Origin of the sequence: Hamadaea flava (assembly GCF_024172085.1) — a bacterium.
Taxonomy (GTDB): domain Bacteria; phylum Actinomycetota; class Actinomycetes; order Mycobacteriales; family Micromonosporaceae; genus Hamadaea; species Hamadaea flava.
Genome location: NZ_JAMZDZ010000001.1, coordinates 1076312 through 1092891 on the forward strand (window position 1 = coordinate 1076312; position 16580 = coordinate 1092891).

Here is a 16580-nt window from a genome sequence, read left to right on the forward strand (position 1 = left end):
AATCGGTGAAGCCTGTCGTAATTTAGTCGACCACGAGCAGCTGCTGCGCCCGCACCACGGGCACCGACAGCGTCTTGTAGCCGACCTCGTCGAACAGCACCGTCATCTTGTCGCCGTCGTAGCCGAGCACCAGGCCGGAGCCCCACTCGGCATGGCGTACGCCGGTGTGCACGGTGAACGGCCGGTCGTCGGAGACTCCCTCGCCCGGTCGCACGTGGCAGTTGTCGCAGTGCCCGCACTGCTTGGGAACGTGCTCGCCGAAGTACGCCAGCAGCACCTGGGCACGGCAGGACCGGCTCTGCGCGAACGCCCGCATCATGTCGCCGCGCGTCTGCCCGACCGCCTGCCGCCGCTCGAACTGGGCCAGGGCCGCCTTCGCCGCCGCGACCGGCTCCGGCGCGTAACGCGGGCTGACCACCTTGTTGTTCGCCAGCGTGTCGGCCGCGCCGACCTCTTCGAGCAGCCCGAGCAGCTGGGCGATCTTGCGGGCACTCAGTCCGCTGCGCTCCTTCAGCTGCGTCTTGGTCGCCGGTCCCCCGGTACGCAGCAGCGCCGCGAGGTCGCGCAGCTCGGCGTGGTCCGGCGAGCCGCCGTTGAAGAACCGTTGCAGCGCCTCGTCCTCCATCCGCCACAGCAACAGGGTGCGGGCGGGCTGGCCGTCGCGACCGGCCCGGCCGATCTCCTGCAGGTAGCTGTCGGGCGAGTCCGGCAACGCCACGTGGGCGATCCACCGGATGTCGGGCTTGTCGATGCCCATCCCGAACGCCGAGGTCGCCACCATGACGGGGATCTCGCCGTCGCTGAACTCCAGGTGCCGCTTCTCCCGGACGCCCCCGGCCATGCCGCCGTGGTAGAACGCCGCCTTGAACCCGGCCGAGACGAGCCGGTCGGAAAGTTCCTCGGCAGCCCGCCGAGTCGGCACGTAGATGATGCCGGACCGGCCGTCCTCCTCCTTCAGGAAGGCCGACAGTCGCCGCCACCGATACTGCTCGTCGGAGCAGTACGCCACTTCGAGGTGCAGGTTCGGGCGGTCCAATCCGGACACGATGGTCTGGTGCCGGCGCAGGTCCAGCCGCGTCGCGATGTCCTCCCGGACCGGCGGCGAGGCGGTCGCCGTCAGCGCCACCACCGGCGGCCGCCCGAGATCGGCGATGAACCGGCCGAGCCCGAGATAGTCCGGCCGGAAGTCGTAGCCCCAGGCCGACAGGCAGTGTGCCTCGTCTACGGCGACGAGCGACGGCTTCAGCTCGCGCACCTGCCGTGCCCGCTCCGGATCGGCCAGCTGCTCCGGCGTGGTGAACAGGAACCGGGCCCGGCCCTCACGCACCTCGGCCAGGGCGGCCGCCTGCTGCGTCGGCGTCTCGGCCGAGCTGATGCGCACCGCGCGCAACTGCGGAATCCCGCGATCGTTCAGCGACGCGAGCTGGTCCTGCTGCAACGCCAGCAGCGGCGAGATGACGATCGTCGGGCCGGGCAGCAGGGTCGCCGGAATCTGGTAGACGGCGGACTTCCCCGCCCCGGTGGGCAGCACCACGAGGGTGTCGCGGCCCGACATGATCGACCGCATCGCGGCCAGCTGCCCGTCACGCAGACGGCGCCAGCCGAACACCTGCCGCGCGGCGCGGCGCAACCGGAACGAGTGCAGCAGGTGAAACGGGGGGAACGACAGAAGTGATCTCATCGGCGCTGACGCTACCCGGTGGGTCTGACGAGCAAACCCGGACGCCGCGCGACACCGCTTAAGGTGACGGCATGACGACACCACCCCCGGACCGGCCGGACGCGCCGGTCGCCGCGATAACCGGTGCGGCGCAAGGCATCGGCGCCCGGATCGCCGAAGTCCTCGAGGCGGCCGGGTTCCGGCTCGCCCTGCTGGACCGGCAGGAGATCACCGCGTTCCCGGACGCGCTGACCCTCACCGGCGACGTCACGAACGAGGCGGACGTGGCGGCGTACGCCGGCGCGGTCAACGAGCGCTACGGCCGGATCGACGTCCTGGTCAACAACGCCGGCATCGCCTGTATCAGCCCGGCCGAGGAGACTCCGGCGGCGCTGTGGCGGCAGGTCGTCGACGTGAACCTGACCGGCCCGTTCCTGCTCTGCCAGTCGTTCGGCCGGCAGATGCTGGCCGCGGGCGCGGGGTCCATAGTGAACATCGCGTCGGTGGCGGGCCTGTTCGGCGTCGCCGACCGGGCGGCGTACAACGCGAGCAAGCACGGGCTGATCGGGCTCACCCGGACGCTGGCCGTCGAGTGGGGCGGCCGGGGCGTACGCGTCAACGCGGTGTGTCCCGGCTGGGTGAAGACTCCGATGGACGACGCGTCGCAGGGCGAAGGCGCGTACGGCGACGGGGACATCGTCGACCACGTGCCGCTGGGCCGGTTCGCCACCCCGGACGACGTCGCGCAGGCGGTCGCCTTCCTGGCCGATCCGCAGCGCAGCGCGTTCGTCAACGGCGTGACGCTGTCGGTGGACGGCGGCTGGGCGGCCGACGGCTCATGGCAGTCGCTGCGCCTCGACGCCCGCGCCCGATGACACCCCAGCAGGTCGCCCGCGTCCTCTCCGCTCTCCAGGCGCCCGGTAGCGCGGAACGGGGCGCCCGGAGAGCGGAGAGGACGGCCCGCCGCAGCGTGCCGCCCTCCCGAACGAGACCGCTTACTTGTCGATGACGTCCTTGGCGGCGTCGGCTGCCTTGTCGATGCCGCCAGACGCCTTTCCGCCCGTCGCGTCGTCGGCCTTGTCTGCCGCTGTGTCGACGTGTTCCTTCAGCTTGTCGTCGCCGCCGGCCTTGTCGGAGACCTTGTCGACAGCGTCCGCGATCTTGTCCGAGATGCCCATGTCAACCCCCGTACGCCCAGGTCCCCCGCGGACTCCGGGCGCTTCCGATGCTAGGGCCGCGACTGCCGCATCGGGGCGGATTCACCAGATTCCCGGCCGGCATACGCATACCCGCGCGCCGTCCGGGTAGTTGTCCGGCATGGCATAGACAACCGGTCAAGCGTCACGGTCGGCGGACATCAGCCGGATCGACTCGGCCACCTCGTCGCGTTCGTATTCGCCCTCGGGCAGCGCGTCGAGTCGGCTGAGCGTCTCGGCGGGCAGGTCCGCGGCGGTGGCCCGGCGGACGATCTCGTCCCGGGTCACCCGCTCGTCGGCGACGTAGATCTCGTCGAGGAGTTCCTCGAGCCCCGGCAGCGGAACACCGCTCATCGCACACACCTCCGTACTCCATGGAGCGAGCGCTGCGGTACCCGGGTTCGACGAGGCCAAACGCGTCGCCGCGAAGGTGGCCGGGCCGGTTGGACGACCGAAAGGAGTCGGCATGACCAGCCAGACCGAGACCGTGGAAGTCGCGGTGCCGGTCCACACCGCGTACAACCAATGGACCCAGTTCGAACAGTTCCCCAAGTTCATGAAGCGGGTCAAGGAGGTCCGGCAGATCAACGACACGCTGACCCACTGGACGGTGGAGATCAACGGGGTACGCCGGGAGTTCGACGCGCAGATCACCGAACAGCAGCCGGACCGCCGGGTGGCCTGGATGTCGACCAGCGGCACCCGCCAGGGCGGCATGGTCACCTTCCAGCCGATCGACGCCGACCACACCCGGGTGACGGCGCAGCTGGATCTGGAGCCGGAGGGCTTCGTCGAGACCCTCGCGGACAAGACGGGGATGGTCGGCCATCACGTCAAGGAGGACCTCGAGAACTTCAAGGAGTTCATCGAGGACCGGGGTAGCGAGACCGGTGCCTGGCGCGGCAGCGTCGAGGGCGGCCTCGTAGAGGACCGGGGCACGACCTACCAGTCCCGATCGGCTCAGCCGGGTTCGGCGCTGCCGTACGACGATCACAATCGTCCTTTGTAGAACGGATGGCAGATCCGATGACCGCCTCGGGGCGCCCTTCCACCTGAGGGCGTCCCGAGGTGTCGTCGGCAGTGGCGGCGCTCGATACAGTGGACAGGTGCGCACCCGCGCCGTCCTCCTGGTTCTGCTCGCCACCCTGCTGGCGACGGCCGGTTGCGGCCTGATCGGCTCGGCGCGGCCCGATCCCAGCCCTTCGCCGGCCCCGGTCCCGCAGACGATCGTCGTCCCGGCGGTCACGGGCAAACGCTTGACCGAGGCGGCGGCGACGCTCAAGTCCCACGGATTCGACAAGGTCGCGTACCACGACTCGGTCGGCGACCGCATCGTCCTCGAACCCAACAACTGGCTGGTCACGAAGCAGACTCCGGCCGCCGGCGCGAAAGTCGCCCGCGACACCGAGGTCACCCTCGACGTCGCCAAGCCCACCGACGGCGTCGGCCCCGGCTCGGTGCAGGTCGGCGTGCTTCCCGACGTGCGCTGCATGGAGCTGCAAGCCGCCCAGGACAAGCTCCAGGAGGCCGGGTTCCTACTGCTCACCTCGAAGGACGCGCTGGGCGACCGGCACCAGGTCCTCGACCGCGACTGGGTGGTCATCGGCCAGAGCCCCGACCCCGGCCGGCTCACGCTGCCCACCACCCGCGTCACCCTCACGGTGGTCAAGTACGGCGAACCCACGGGCGACTCCGGCTGCCGGAGCTGACGTATCTTCGGGCGCATGGTCCGCCTCCTGCAGTGGTTGCTCGCCGTGACCGCGCTCGCCACCGTCGTGGTCGAGATGCTCATCTGGTGGTACGCACAAGGCGGCGACTGGGGTCTGGCGGTGCGTACCGGCTGGGCTTTGCTCCGCTCGCTGGGTTTCCTGCTGCTGATCCGCCAGGTGCGGCTGGGCCGGGCCAGCGCCCGCCCGTTCGGGCTCATCCTCTGCGTGACGACGTTGTTCGCGGTCGCCCGGCTGATCCTGCCGAAGCAGGGGCTGCCCACCGCGCCGGGCGTACTGGGGTTCGTGGCGCTGTCGGTCCTGTGCGCCGCCGTCCTGGTGCTGCTCTATCGGTCGACGGACCTGGACACGCATCTGCGGCAGCATCCCCGGCGCATCGTGATGGATCGCAACGGGTTCTCCCTTCAGCAGGTCGCGCCGAAACGCCCGCCGGTGTCGGGGTGGCTGCTCACCGCCCGGGTCGCCGGGCTCGCGTACGGGCCGCTGATGCTGGTTCCGGCGATCGTCGCGATCGGCCTCGTCCTCGACGGCCGGGTGACCCTCGTGCCGCTGATCGTCATCTGGTTCGTCGCCGCCCTCGGGATGAGCTACCTGATGGGGATCGTGACGTTCTTCCTGCTCCGAGGTAAGCGCTGGCCGCGCCCCGTGGTCATCCTGCTCACGGTGGCGGCGTTGGCCGTACAACTGCCGTTGTGCTGGCTGATGCTCGACGGCGACGGGCTGGTGCGGGACGGCGCGCCGCTGGTCGTGACGGCCGGGCTAGCCGTCTATGCGCTGTGGCGCGCGGATGTACCCACGAGTAACATTTGATCGTGAGCCAAAACGTCTATGTCGTCGGCGTCGGGATGACGCCGTTCCGCAAGCCCGGCAGCGTCGACGCCCAGGGCGACGACGTCGACTACCCGCAGTTGGTGCGGGAGGCGGGGCGGGCGGCGCTGGCCGACGCGGGCGTCGAGTACGCGCAGATCGAGCAGGCGATCGCCGGCTATGTCTACGGCGACTCCACCAGTGGCCAGCGGGGCCTCTACGAGCTGGGCCTGACCGGCATCCCGATCAGCAACGTCAACAACAACTGCTCGACCGGCTCGACCGCGTTGTTCCTCGGGCGGCAGCTGATCGCGGGCGGGCTCGCCGACTGCGTACTGGCGGTCGGGTTCGAGAAGATGCAGAAGGGCTCGCTGACGATGGCCTTCGGCGATCGGGAGCCCCCGCTGATGCGGCATCTGGCCGCCCAGGCCGAGCTCTACGAGCCGACGACCGCGCCGTACGCCGCCCAGCTGTTCGGCAACGCCGGACGCGAGCACATGACCCAGTACGGCACCACGGCCGAGCAGTTCGCCCGGATCGCCGAGAAGAACCACCGGCACTCGGCGAACAATCCGTACGCTCAGTTCCAGGACGTCTACACGCTGGACCAGATCCTGGAGTCCAAGATGATCTCCGAGCCGCTGACGAAGCTCCAGTGCTCGCCGACCTCGGACGGGTCGGCCGCGGCCGTGCTGGCCAGCGAGCGGTTCGTCGACCAGCACGGGCTGGGCGACCGCGCCGTGCGGATCGCCGCCCAGCACATGGTGACCGACACGCCCGCCACCTTCGAAGACCGCAGCGCCATCAGCGTCGTCGGGGCGGACATGACCCGGCTGGCCGCGCGGAAGGCGTACGACACGGCCGGGTTCGGCCCGCAGGACGTGCAGGTCGTCGAGCTGCACGACTGCTTCTCCACCAACGAGCTGCTCAGCTATGAGGCGCTCGGCCTGTGCGGCGAGGGCGAAGGCGGGTCGCTGATCGACTCCGGCGCCACGACGTACGGGGGTCGCTGGGTGGTCAACCCCTCCGGCGGGCTCATCTCGAAGGGGCATCCGCTGGGCGCGACCGGGCTGGCCCAGTGCGCTGAGCTGACCTGGCAACTGCGCGGCCAGGCCGGTCCCCGCCAGGTCGACGGCGTACGCGCGGCGTTGCAGCACAACATCGGGCTCGGCGGCGCGGCCGTCGTCACGCTCTACACGAGGGCCTGACGCGTGCCGGGGCCGCTGGCCGGCGTACGCGTCGTGGAGCTGGCCGGGCTCGGTCCCGGCCCGTTCTGCGCCATGCACCTGGCCGACCTCGGGGCAGACGTCGTCCGCATCGACCGCAGTACGCCTTCCTCGCCGGTCGACCCCGATCACGACCTGCTCAACCGGGGCAAGCGGTCGATCGCGCTGGACCTCAAGGATCCGCGGGATCTCGACGTCGCGTTGCAGTTGATCGCGAAGGCCGACCTGCTCGTCGAGGGCTACCGGCCCGGCGTCGCCGAACGGCTCGGGCTCGGCCCCGACGTGTGCCTGGCCCGCCAGCCGAAACTGGTGTACGGGCGGATGACCGGCTGGGGCCAGGAGGGCCCGCGGGCGCGGACCGCGGGGCACGACCTCACCTATCTGGCGTTGACCGGGGTGCTGCACGGCATCGGCCGCGCCGGCGGCCCGCCGCAGATTCCGCTGAACCTCCTCGGCGACTTCGGCGGCGGCGCGCTCTACCTGGCGACCGGGCTGCTCGCCGCACTCTGGGAAGCCGAACGCAGCGGCCGGGGCCAGGTCGTCGACGCCGCCATCGTGGACGGCGCGGCGCACCTGAACACGCTCACCTGGGGCTTGCTGGCCGGCGGGGCGTGGCGGGACGAGCGCGGGGTCAACCTGCTCGACTCGGGCGCGCCCTTCTACGACGTGTACGCCACGGCGGACGGCGAGTACCTGGCGGTCGGCCCGTTGGAGCCCCGATTCTTCGCCGAGTTCGCTCAGCGACTCGGGCAGCCCGACCTCGTCGACCTCCAGTACGACGCCGTTCGCTGGCCGGAACTGCGGGAACGTCTCCAGACGGCTTTCGCTGGGCGTACCAGAGCCGAATGGACGGAGATCTTCGCGGACGGCGACTCGTGCGTGGCGCCGGTGTTGTCCCTGCGCGAGGCCGCCGAGGACGCGCACCTGGCGGCCCGGCAGACCTATGTGGACTTCGGCGGGACGACGCAGCCCGCGCCTGCGCCGCGCTTCTCGCGGACCCCGGCCGAGCTGACCCGGCCGCCCGCGAAGCCCGGCGAGCACACCGCGGAGGTCCTGCGCGACTGGTTGGGCTGACCCCCGCCGGACAGAGATCCAATATCGGACTTATGCTAGCTTTTCGTGCTCTTCGTCCGAATGCGAGATCTCGTGCTCAAGCTGGCAACGTGGTTCACGGCGGTGGCGGCGCTGCTCCTGGCGACCGCACCGGCGTCCGCCGCGCCCGGACAGGCCGACGCGTACGCCGTGCCCGACCGGACCTACCACTACCTGCACGTCGGCGACGTCCTGACGGCACAGCTGACCGTCCGCAACCGGGGACCGCACAGCGCGGACATCATGGTCGGTCGGCCGCGGGCGGACGGGTTCACGTTCCTGAGCTGGACCGGCTGCCCGCACATCGTCGAGGGCACCTGCCACCGCTCCCTGGCCGTCGGCTCGTCGATCCACGTCGGCGTACGCATGCGGCTGCGCAGCGACAGCCCCGCCTCGCCGCATCTGGGCTTCACGGTCGCCGACGCGGCCGACCCCAACACCGGCGACGACGGCGTGACCCTGGCGATCTGCGTCTACGAGTCGCACCAGTGCAGCCGTACGCTGTCCGGCCCCGCACCGTTCCCGGCGTCCTCCCCGTCGCCCGCCGCCACGCGGCTCGCCGTCGCCGCCGCGACCGCACCCCCGTCCGCGGCCTCGTCGTCCGCCGCCTCGTCGTCCGCCGCCTCGTCGTCCGTCGCACCGTCGTCAGCCGCAGCCAAGCTCGCCGAGACCGCCTCGCCGTTACGGGGCGCGTGGCTCGCCACACTCGCCCCCGCGCTCATCCTGCTGACCGCCGCCTTCGTCTCGACCCGTTTCCGCCGTCCCCACTGACCGCGCCCCTTCCCCCGCCTGACCCTTTCCCGTCGATCATGAACTAGCGGCCATGATCGACCGGCGTGTCGCGTCCGCAGCTCCCTGATCGTTCCCCCAGCGCCCTGATCAACTCCGTTGCCGGAGCCGCGCGACCAGACTCCGAACCAGAGCCGCGCGACCAGACCCGTCACCAGCGCCACCCGCAAAGACCCGTCATCAGAGCCCCGCGACCAGACTCCTCACCGGAGCCGCGCGGCGAGACCCGTCACCAGAGCCCCCCGACCAGACGCCTCACCGGAGCCGCGCGGCAAGACCCGTCACCAGAGCCACCCGACCAGACTCCTCACCGGAGCCGCGCGGCAAGACCCGTCACCAGAGCCACCCGACCAGACTCCTCACCGGAGCCGCGCGGCAAGACCCGTCACCAGAGCCACCCGACCAGACTCCTCACCAGAGCCGCGCGGCAAGACCCGTCACCAGAGCCCCCCGACCAGACGCCTCACCAGAGCCGCGCGGCAAGACCCGTCACCAGGCCCACCCGACCAGAATCCGAACCAGAGCCGCGCGGCAAGACCCGTCAGCGGAGCCGAACGAAGAGACCCGCTAGAGCCTGCCGAACTCGGCGAGGCCGTTCCGGATGACAACCGCCCCCGAGTCGGACACCGTCTCGAACTGAACGACACCGGGCGCGACCGGCCAGAACGAGTGCGTGATCTCCTGGCCCGGCAGCACCGGCTGGCTGAACCGCACGGCCAGGCGGCGCAGCGTACGCGGATCGCCGCCGCCGACCGCCATGATCGCTGCCCACGAGGTGAACGCCATCGTGCACAGTCCGTGCGCGATGATCCCCGGCAGCCCGGCTCGCCGGGCTATCCCGTCGTCGAGGTGGATCGGCATCGGATCACCGGCGGCCTCGGCGTACCGGAAGGTCTGGTCGGGATCGATCCGGGCCGTGACCGTGGTCGCCGGACGGCTTCGGAGCGCTTCGTCGAAATCGTGTACCGGGGCGGGATCGCCGAAAGCCATGCCCGTCCAGCCTCGGATGAAGGCCGTGATGACCTGCTCGTTGACGAGGTCGTCGCCCGCATGAGTCGCCGTACGCACGACGACGCTGGTCCCGGACGCCTTCGGCCGCACCCCGACGACCGCTGCCGACGACCGGAGATCCATCCCCGGCGTGATCGGCCGATGGATGCGGATGTCCTGTTCCCCGTGCAGGATCAGGGCCAGCGCCTCGATCGGGGCCGCACCCATGACCGCCTCGACGACGACCTCCCATACCGGCACGATCGCGAAGACGGGCGGGGCCAGCTCACCCGACAGATGCTCCGGAATCGGGTCGTTCGTCGCCCTCGCGTACGCGATCGTCTGGTCGGACGTGATCACGGCGTACCTCCGGTCGGACGGCTGAGCAGGACGGCGTCTCGTTCCAACTCGGCGGGGTCGGAGTTCCACAGCACGACGGAGTCGATCGTGCTCCGCCGGTAGACCTCGTGCGGCGAGGTCACCGGCGGCAGCTCACCCGGCCGCCGCCACACCCACGCGGCGTCGAGATCCGTCCGATGTGGACTGTCGATCGGCAGCCCGGCCTGCAAACGCAGGTGCGCCGCCTCCAGATTGATTCCGGCGTGCCGCACCGCCATCCGGGGCACGTCACCACCCGGCGCCCGGCCGGCGACCTCCACGACGACCGGCACGCCCTCGCGCACGATCAGTTCGGTGTGGACGACCATCTCGGCGTACCCCAGCGCCGCGACCACGCGTTCGTTCAGCTCGTGGAGACTGTCGTACCGCACGCTCATACTGCCTATCGGGAGGTCGAGCAGCGGACCCAGGTAACGGCCGACCTGCACCGGTTCTACGTGCCTTGTGCGTACAACTGAATTGACGTGATGGCCCACGCCCAGGACGAACTCCTCGGCCTCCCAGCCCGCCTCACCCTCGTGAGCCGCGAGCCAATCGCGCAGCTCAGCCACGGTGCGCAGGACGCGGACGCCGCGGGAGTTGGCCTCCTGCCGCGGCTTGACCACCACGGGCAGCCCAACGCGAGTCAGGACCTCCGCCTCAGTCCGCGCCACCATCGGCTCGAAAGCCACGAACCGGGGCACGGTGATCCCGGCCGCGGCCAGCTCGCGCTTCATCGTGACCTTGTCCAGATAATTCAACGGGTACGCGGGAAGCCGCGCCGCCAGCCCCAGAAGCCCCCGGAGCCCGGCGCAGTCGGCGAGCGCGTATTCGTCGTTCGTGACCACCTCGTCCGGCCGGACCTCGGCGAGCACGGCCGCCCAGTCCCCGCGATCGGCCCGGATCACCGGGGGCGACTCGCCATCCACGTCCTCCCGGACGGCCGGCTCCCCCGCCGAAATGACGACGCACTCCGCCTCGGGAAAGACCTCGCGAAGGTCGGTCGTCAACGGCTGCCGCGCGTGCAGAACCGCGATCTTCATGACGCTCCCTCGACTGCCGCGAGATCATGGTCAGTTTCACGCTGTCGTTCGAGGGCAGCGACCGGATCTGGTTCGGACATGGCCCACAGGATACGAGGACTAGGCTCGGCTGGTGACTGACCTGCATGTGCTGCGCGTCTTCTGCGCGCCCGGCGACACCGGCGGCAATCGGCTCGGCGTCATCCTCGACGGCGAGCAGATCCCTGGGGAGCCCGATCGTCAGGAGGTGGCGCGGGAGCTGGGCTTCAGCGAGACCGTCTTCGTCGACGACCTCTCCGACGCCGTCCTCGACATCTACACGCCGAGCACCCGACTGCCGTTCGCGGGGCATCCGCTGGTCGGCACGGCCTGGTTGCTGCGTCGTGAAGTGCATGCGCTGGAGTTGTTGCGCCCGGCCGCCGGCGAGGTGCCGACGCGGCAGGAGGGCGAGCTGAGCTGGATCTCCAGCCAGCCGAGCTGGGCGACGGGGCGCCGTACACAGCAGTTCGGGTCGGCCGAAGAGGTCGACGCGCTGCCCACCCCACCGCTGGGCGAGGGCTGGCTGTACGCCTGGGCCTGGGCGGACGAGGCCGCCGGCGAGGTCCGGGCGCGCGGCTTCCCCCGGCGCAACGACGGCATCGTGGAGGACGAGGCGACCGGCGCGGCCGCCATCACGCTGACCGGCGAGCTGAAGCGGGATCTGACGATCCGCCAGGGCATCGGTTCCCAGATCCTGACCCGCTACCTCGATCCCGAGACGGTCGAGTTGGGCGGCCGCGTCGTCCTGGACGAGGTACGCCGCCTCTGACCGGCGTCAGCCCCGCTGGCCGCGCAGCAGGGCGCGGCCGAGCGTCGTGACCTGGTGCACCATGCGATTGCCGTCGCGGCGGCTCGTCAGCAGTCCCGCCTCGCGCAGCACGGCCGCCTGCTCGCTCGCCGACGCCACCGAGATACCGGCCCGGCGAGCGAGGTCGGTCGTGCTGCGGCCGTCGTCGGCCGTCGCGCTCAGCAACACCGAGCGCGTCTGGCCGATCAGCGCGGCCAGACCGGACCGCCGATCGTCAGCGGTGTCCGGCAACAGGTCGAAGCGGCGCTCGACCGGATACACCAGGACCGGGTCGGCGCTCTCCTCGAACATGGTCATCGGATGGTGGATCCCGAAGTACGCCGGGACCAGCAGCAGGCCGCGGCCCCGCAACGAGATCTCCTGATCGGGATGGCTGGGTACGCGCAGCTCCCCGTCGGAGTACTCGATCATCGGGCGCAGCCCGTCGAGCATCGCCGCCACTCCGCCGCCGGCCATCGTCCGGATGCGGATCGAGCGGTCGTGCTCGACGGCCGCCTCGACGACGCGCCGATGGGGTGCGATGGCCAGCTGATGGAAGGTCCGGATCGTGTCGGTCAGCGAGTGCAGTGCGGCCGGTGAGCCCGCTGCGAGGTCGCGTACGCCGGGCTCCGCGTGCTGGGGAACCGTCATCCGGCGCAGATCCCGCCGCAGGACGCCGACCGGCGTCGAGCGCATCCGTTCGAGGCCGTCCTCCAGCTTGTGACCGGGCACGATCGGGTTCAGGAAGTCGGGGAAGAACCCCATGGTCGGCGTCAGCGCCGAGAGCAGACTCATCGCCGGGCTGAGACCCGCGTTCCGCAGCGCACTCGCGGTCGCCCGTCGCCAGCCGGTGAACAGCAGATCGCCTGGCTGACCTCGGAGCATGTGGATGCTCAGGATCAACTCCCACAGCGGATCAGCCGTCGGCGCGAGGCGTACGCGTGCGATGTCGGCGCTGGTGAAATAGATGCGCAGCATGAACGAGACTCCCCGTGTCGGTCACCCTCCGATGTTCGACGCTCGCCGATCCCGCCGGGTTGCGGAAGCGAACTGTCGGTTCGACGCCTTCATTTGTTCAGCGGATGCCGAGCCGATGCCGATCCGATGCCGAGTCACCGTCGACCATGCCGACGAGCCACCTGGCCTCGTCGGCGGTGCCGATGGCGGCCGCGTCCTCCGGCTGGGCCACATAGTGGCCGATCGCGGCGCGCAGGAAGTCGGGATTGACGAACAGCCAGCCGAGCGGGATGTCGACGGTCTCCTGCGCCAGCCCGAACACCGCCGACCCGGTGAGCACCAGGCGCACCGTCGCCGGCCGGTCGATCCGGCGCAGGTACGCGATCTCGTCCCAGCGCACGGTGTGCCGCCGGACGAGGTGCTGAACGGTGATCCCGGTGGGATCCAGCAGCAGTCGCGGCCGCCGGAGGAAGAACAACGCGACGGTGACCAGCAGCCCCGACACGCCCATGACCGCCGCAACCGTCCAGTCGAAGGCGTCGCGGACGATTTCCGGGTCGTCACCGAGCGAGGCGGTCGGCACCAGCTCGCCGAGCAGATTGGCGCCGAAGATCGCGAACCCGGCCGCAGCTGGACTCGCCGGGATGATGAAGACGCCGTCGGCGACCGTGACGGTCGCCCGCCGAGTGGCCCAGGAGACGAGCAGCATGAAGGCCACGAGCGGCACGCACAACGGCACCAGGAAGCCGAGAGCGAAGCGCGGCCCCGAATCCGGCCCATACCACCCGGCCTCGTACGCGAGCCGCAGAACGAAGGCCAGCAGCGCCGACGGAACAGCGGTCCATCGAAGGGCGTTGGAGGTCACGCCCTAAGGTACGCCAGCACGGCAAGGACTCGCCGGTGCTGATCGCTGTCCTGCGGCAGTTGGAGCTTGAGGAAGATGTTCGAGACGTGCTTCTCCACCGCGCCTTCGGTGACCACCAGGCGCTTGGCGATCGCCGTGTTCGACGAGCCCTCCGCCATCAGGCCGAGCACCTCGCGTTCGCGCGGGGTCAGCTCGCCGAGCGGATCGGCCCGGCGGCGCATCATGAGCTGGGCGACGACTTGCGGATCCAGGACGGTGCCGCCGGACGCCACCCGGTCGAGCGCGTCGAGGAAGCCGTCCACGTCGACGACCGCGTCCTTGAGGAGGTAGCCGACCGCTCCGCTCGCGTCGGCCAGCAGATCGTCGGCGTACGCGAGCTCGACGTATTGCGACAGGACGAGGATCGGCGTCTTCGGCACCTTGCGGCGTACCTCGACGGCGGCGCGCAGGCCCTCGTCGGTGTGTGACGGGGGCATCCGGACGTCGACCACGCTGATGTCCGGTTTCAGCGACAACGCCGCCTCGACGTAGGACGGGCCGTCGGCGACTGCCGCGACGACCTCGTGACCGGCCTCGGCCAAAAGCCGGACGAGGCCCTCTCGGAGGAGGACCCCGTCCTCGGCGACGATGACACGCACGCCGTAGAGCGTAGCGAATCGGTCAGACCGGCACCTCGGCGATCACCACCGTGGGCCCGCCGGCCGGCGAGTCGACCGCGAATTCGCCGTCCACTGTGGTGAGACGGTCGGCCAGCCCGGCCAGCCCGTGGCCCTTCGCGGGATGGGCGCCGCCCTGGCCGTTGTCGGAGATCATCACGTAGACGCGGCCGTCCCGCCGGGTCAGCGTGAGCCGGGCCGCCGTCGCCGTGCTGTGCTTGGCCACGTTCGCCAGCGCCTCGGCGGCGGTGAAGTAGAGCACATTCTCGATCTGGGCGGGCAGCCGCTCGGTGACCTCCAGGGTCACGTCGACCGGCACCGTCGAGCGACTGGCCAGGGTCGTCAGCGCGGCCGGCAGGCCGCGGTCGGCGAGGATGGGCGGGGCGATGCCCCGCGACAGCGCCCGCAGCTCGTCGAGCGTCTCCTTGGCCTGGCCGAGCGCGTCGTCGATGGTGAGCGCGGCGGCCTCGGGGTCGCTGTCGAGCTGACGGCGAGCCCGGCTCAGCTCCATCGCGAGCCGGATCAACCGCTGCTGTGGCCCGTCGTGGATGTCACGCTCCAGCTTGCGCAGCGCGGTCGCCTCGGCCGACACGGCGGCCGCCCGGCTGGCGGTCAGGTCCTCGATCCGGCCCTGGATCTCGGCCAGCCGGGTCAGCAGCAACTGGGCGAACGAGGCGTGCGTGACGGCCGCGAACCGCTGCACGAAGTAGACCGTGAGCAGGCAGAAGATGCCGAGGTAGGTGTAGTAGAGGACCTCGTTGTGCCGGGTGTACTCGCCGAACAGGACCTCGACCACCGGGTTGGTGTAGTCGTCGGTGTACGGCAGGTACCGCTCCCAGTACCAGTAGGTCAGGCCACCCAGGGCCGCCGCCCACCAGGCGACCGTCAGCACGAAGGAGAAGATGGCGACCGGCAGGTTCAGGAAGCCGTGCAGCAGGTCCAGCCACGACTGTCCCGAGCGCATCGGGTTGGTGATCCGCCGGAACCAGCCGGCCCTCTCGGGGGCCTTCCGGTACACCGGTCGCGGTGTCTTATGCCCCGACCACACCTGTAGGCGTACCCGTTGGAGATCGGCGAAGCCGCGCGCGAGCAGCAACGCGAACGCGAGAATCGCGAACCCGAGGACGATCACCAGCGTGCCGATCCCCAGCCAGAAGAACGGGATCACCAGGACGAAGGTGATGACGGCGACCGGCAGCGACAGCAGGTTGTACGCGGCGTCGGAGCCGAGACGGCGGAAGATCCTCATGGCCATAACGCTAGGGCCTGTACTAGTACGCGAGACATCCCGCCGCCCGGCGTCCTCATGGTGGGGTTATCCCTACTTCACTTCGCGGTCTTGCCTGCGGCGAAGCGCAGCATCTCGACCCGCTGCTGGGTCTGGCCGCCCTCGTGACCGTTGTACGGCCAGACGACGATCTCCTTCTCCGCCGCGTAATGGTTGTACGCCGCGTAGACGGTCGACGGCGGGCAGATCGCGTCCATCAGCGCGACCGAGAACAGCGCCGGCGCGGTGGCCCGCGTCGCGAAGTTGACCCCGTCGAAGTAGCTGAGCGTGGTGAAGACCTGGTCGACGTCGTGCCGGCGGGCCTTCAGGTACGTGACGATCTCCGAGTAGGGCGCGCCGTCGGTGATCTCCGTCGCGTGGCGGTAGTGGCACAGGAACGGGACGTTGGGCATCGCGGCCACCAGTCCGTCGACGAGCCCCGCGACCGCGATCGTGATGCCGCCGCCCTGGCTGTCGCCGGTGACGACGACCCGGTCGGCGTCGACCCGCGGATGCGCCCGTACGGTGTCGACAGCTCGGACGGCGTCGGAGAACACCCGGCGGTAGTAGTACGTCTCCGGGTCGCCGATGCCCCGCGTCATGAACCCGGGAGCCTGCGGAGCGCCCGAGGCGTCGGGGTCGGCGGTGTCGCCCGGGTACGCCGGGTTGTAGCCCTGGCCGCGGGTGTCCATGAGCAGGTGGGCGTAGCCGGCGGCGCTCCAGTGCAGCCAGTCGTGCGGCAGCCCGCGCCCGCCGCTGTAGCCGAGGTAGTTCACCACGCAGGGCAGCGGGCCCTCGATGTGCTTGGGCAGCAGGAACCAGGCCCTCACCGGCTGGCCGGCGTACCCGCTGAAGGTCACGTCGAACACGTCGACGGTCGCCAGTCCAGCGTCGTAGGGGGTGAAGACCGCGTCGGTGGCGGCCTCACGGGACATCGTCAAAGTCTTCGCCCAGAAGGCGTCGAAGTCGGCGGGTTCGACGCGGTCGGGGCGGTATTCACGGAGGCGATCGAGAGGCCAGTCGACGAACACGGGCCGCTCCTTTCGGGGAGAGGGGATCTTGAGACACCCTAAACCCCACGTTCAGCTGGAGTTATTGCAACTAACTTGCAATAGCCTCCGA

Annotated in this window: 17 protein-coding genes and 1 pseudogene; 8 read left to right on the top strand and 10 right to left on the bottom strand. The window is 70.4% G+C overall.

From position 1 onward, the window contains the following. Nucleotides 1-22: 22 nt before the first annotated feature. Nucleotides 23-1681: a RecQ family ATP-dependent DNA helicase gene (locus tag HDA40_RS05190; protein WP_253752416.1), complete on the bottom strand. Its 1659-nt coding sequence runs from the start codon at nucleotides 1679-1681 to the stop codon at nucleotides 23-25. 71 nt (nucleotides 1682-1752) lie between these two features. Here HDA40_RS05190 and HDA40_RS05195 point away from each other — a divergent pair, with 71 nt between their 5' ends. Next, a complete protein-coding gene (locus tag HDA40_RS05195) occupies nucleotides 1753-2535 on the top strand; it encodes an SDR family NAD(P)-dependent oxidoreductase (RefSeq protein ID WP_253752420.1) in 783 nt (260 codons plus the stop codon). Nucleotides 2536-2655: 120 nt separating this feature from the next. On the opposite strand, the gene HDA40_RS05200 is transcribed toward HDA40_RS05195, so the two are convergent. Continuing rightward, nucleotides 2656-2838, bottom strand: a complete 183-nt coding sequence (locus tag HDA40_RS05200) for an Rv0909 family putative TA system antitoxin (protein ID WP_253752423.1) — start codon at nucleotides 2836-2838, stop codon at nucleotides 2656-2658. 156 nt (nucleotides 2839-2994) lie between these two features. Beyond that, nucleotides 2995-3210, bottom strand: a complete 216-nt coding sequence (locus HDA40_RS05205) for a DUF2795 domain-containing protein (protein ID WP_253752426.1) — start codon at nucleotides 3208-3210, stop codon at nucleotides 2995-2997. A 112-nt stretch (nucleotides 3211-3322) separates the two neighbouring features. Between HDA40_RS05205 and HDA40_RS05210 the strand changes: the two are divergent. The 6 genes and pseudogenes from HDA40_RS05210 to HDA40_RS05235 all read left to right on the top strand — a co-directional run. Further along, nucleotides 3323-3769, top strand: a pseudogene (locus tag HDA40_RS05210) (SRPBCC family protein); the annotation flags it as partial. Nucleotides 3770-3962: 193 nt separating this feature from the next. Beyond that, a complete protein-coding gene (locus tag HDA40_RS05215) occupies nucleotides 3963-4565 on the top strand; it encodes a PASTA domain-containing protein (RefSeq protein ID WP_253752428.1) in 603 nt (200 codons plus the stop codon). Between the two features lie 15 nt (nucleotides 4566-4580). Continuing rightward, on the top strand, nucleotides 4581-5393 hold the full coding sequence (locus tag HDA40_RS05220; protein WP_253752431.1) for a hypothetical protein: 813 nt from the start codon (nucleotides 4581-4583) through the stop codon (nucleotides 5391-5393). Between the two features lie 2 nt (nucleotides 5394-5395). Next, on the top strand, nucleotides 5396-6598 hold the full coding sequence (locus tag HDA40_RS05225) for a lipid-transfer protein (protein WP_253752434.1): 1203 nt from the start codon (nucleotides 5396-5398) through the stop codon (nucleotides 6596-6598). A gap of 3 nt (nucleotides 6599-6601) precedes the next feature. Further along, the gene (locus HDA40_RS05230) at nucleotides 6602-7690 is read left to right on the top strand and encodes a CaiB/BaiF CoA transferase family protein (protein WP_253752437.1); all 1089 of its coding nucleotides are present in this window, start codon (nucleotides 6602-6604) and stop codon (nucleotides 7688-7690) included. Between the two features lie 45 nt (nucleotides 7691-7735). Next, on the top strand, nucleotides 7736-8479 hold the full coding sequence (locus HDA40_RS05235; RefSeq protein ID WP_253752440.1) for a hypothetical protein: 744 nt from the start codon (nucleotides 7736-7738) through the stop codon (nucleotides 8477-8479). Nucleotides 8480-9064: 585 nt separating this feature from the next. Here the strand turns inward: HDA40_RS05235 and HDA40_RS41985 are convergent. Both HDA40_RS41985 and HDA40_RS05245 read right to left on the bottom strand, forming a co-directional pair. Next, entirely contained in the window at nucleotides 9065-9847 is a 783-nt protein-coding gene (locus HDA40_RS41985; protein WP_253752443.1) for a MaoC/PaaZ C-terminal domain-containing protein, read from the bottom strand. Next, nucleotides 9844-10908 carry an ATP-grasp domain-containing protein gene (locus tag HDA40_RS05245; protein ID WP_253752448.1) on the bottom strand — a complete coding sequence of 355 codons (1065 nt, stop codon included), beginning with the start codon at nucleotides 10906-10908 and terminating at the stop codon, nucleotides 9844-9846. Before HDA40_RS05245 ends, HDA40_RS41985 begins: the two co-directional genes overlap by 4 nt. 112 nt (nucleotides 10909-11020) lie before the next feature. On the opposite strand from HDA40_RS05245, the gene HDA40_RS05250 reads away from it, so the two are divergent. Continuing rightward, nucleotides 11021-11695: a PhzF family phenazine biosynthesis protein gene (locus tag HDA40_RS05250; protein WP_253752451.1), complete on the top strand. Its 675-nt coding sequence runs from the start codon at nucleotides 11021-11023 to the stop codon at nucleotides 11693-11695. 6 nt (nucleotides 11696-11701) lie between these two features. Here HDA40_RS05250 and HDA40_RS05255 read toward each other — a convergent pair whose 3' ends face one another. From HDA40_RS05255 to HDA40_RS05275, 5 genes are all read right to left on the bottom strand, one after another. Then, nucleotides 11702-12691, bottom strand: coding sequence for a winged helix-turn-helix domain-containing protein (locus HDA40_RS05255; RefSeq protein WP_253752455.1), 990 nt, complete (start codon nucleotides 12689-12691; stop codon nucleotides 11702-11704). Nucleotides 12692-12788: 97 nt separating this feature from the next. Then, nucleotides 12789-13535: a PH domain-containing protein gene (locus tag HDA40_RS41990; RefSeq protein ID WP_253752458.1), complete on the bottom strand. Its 747-nt coding sequence runs from the start codon at nucleotides 13533-13535 to the stop codon at nucleotides 12789-12791. Beyond that, on the bottom strand, nucleotides 13532-14173 hold the full coding sequence (locus tag HDA40_RS05265) for a response regulator (RefSeq protein WP_253752461.1): 642 nt from the start codon (nucleotides 14171-14173) through the stop codon (nucleotides 13532-13534). Before HDA40_RS05265 ends, HDA40_RS41990 begins: the two co-directional genes overlap by 4 nt. A 22-nt stretch (nucleotides 14174-14195) precedes the next feature. After that, entirely contained in the window at nucleotides 14196-15440 is a 1245-nt protein-coding gene (locus HDA40_RS05270; RefSeq protein WP_253752464.1) for a sensor histidine kinase, read from the bottom strand. 77 nt (nucleotides 15441-15517) lie between these two features. Then, nucleotides 15518-16489 carry an acetylxylan esterase gene (locus HDA40_RS05275; protein WP_253752467.1) on the bottom strand — a complete coding sequence of 324 codons (972 nt, stop codon included), beginning with the start codon at nucleotides 16487-16489 and terminating at the stop codon, nucleotides 15518-15520. Nucleotides 16490-16580 lie beyond the last annotated feature (91 nt).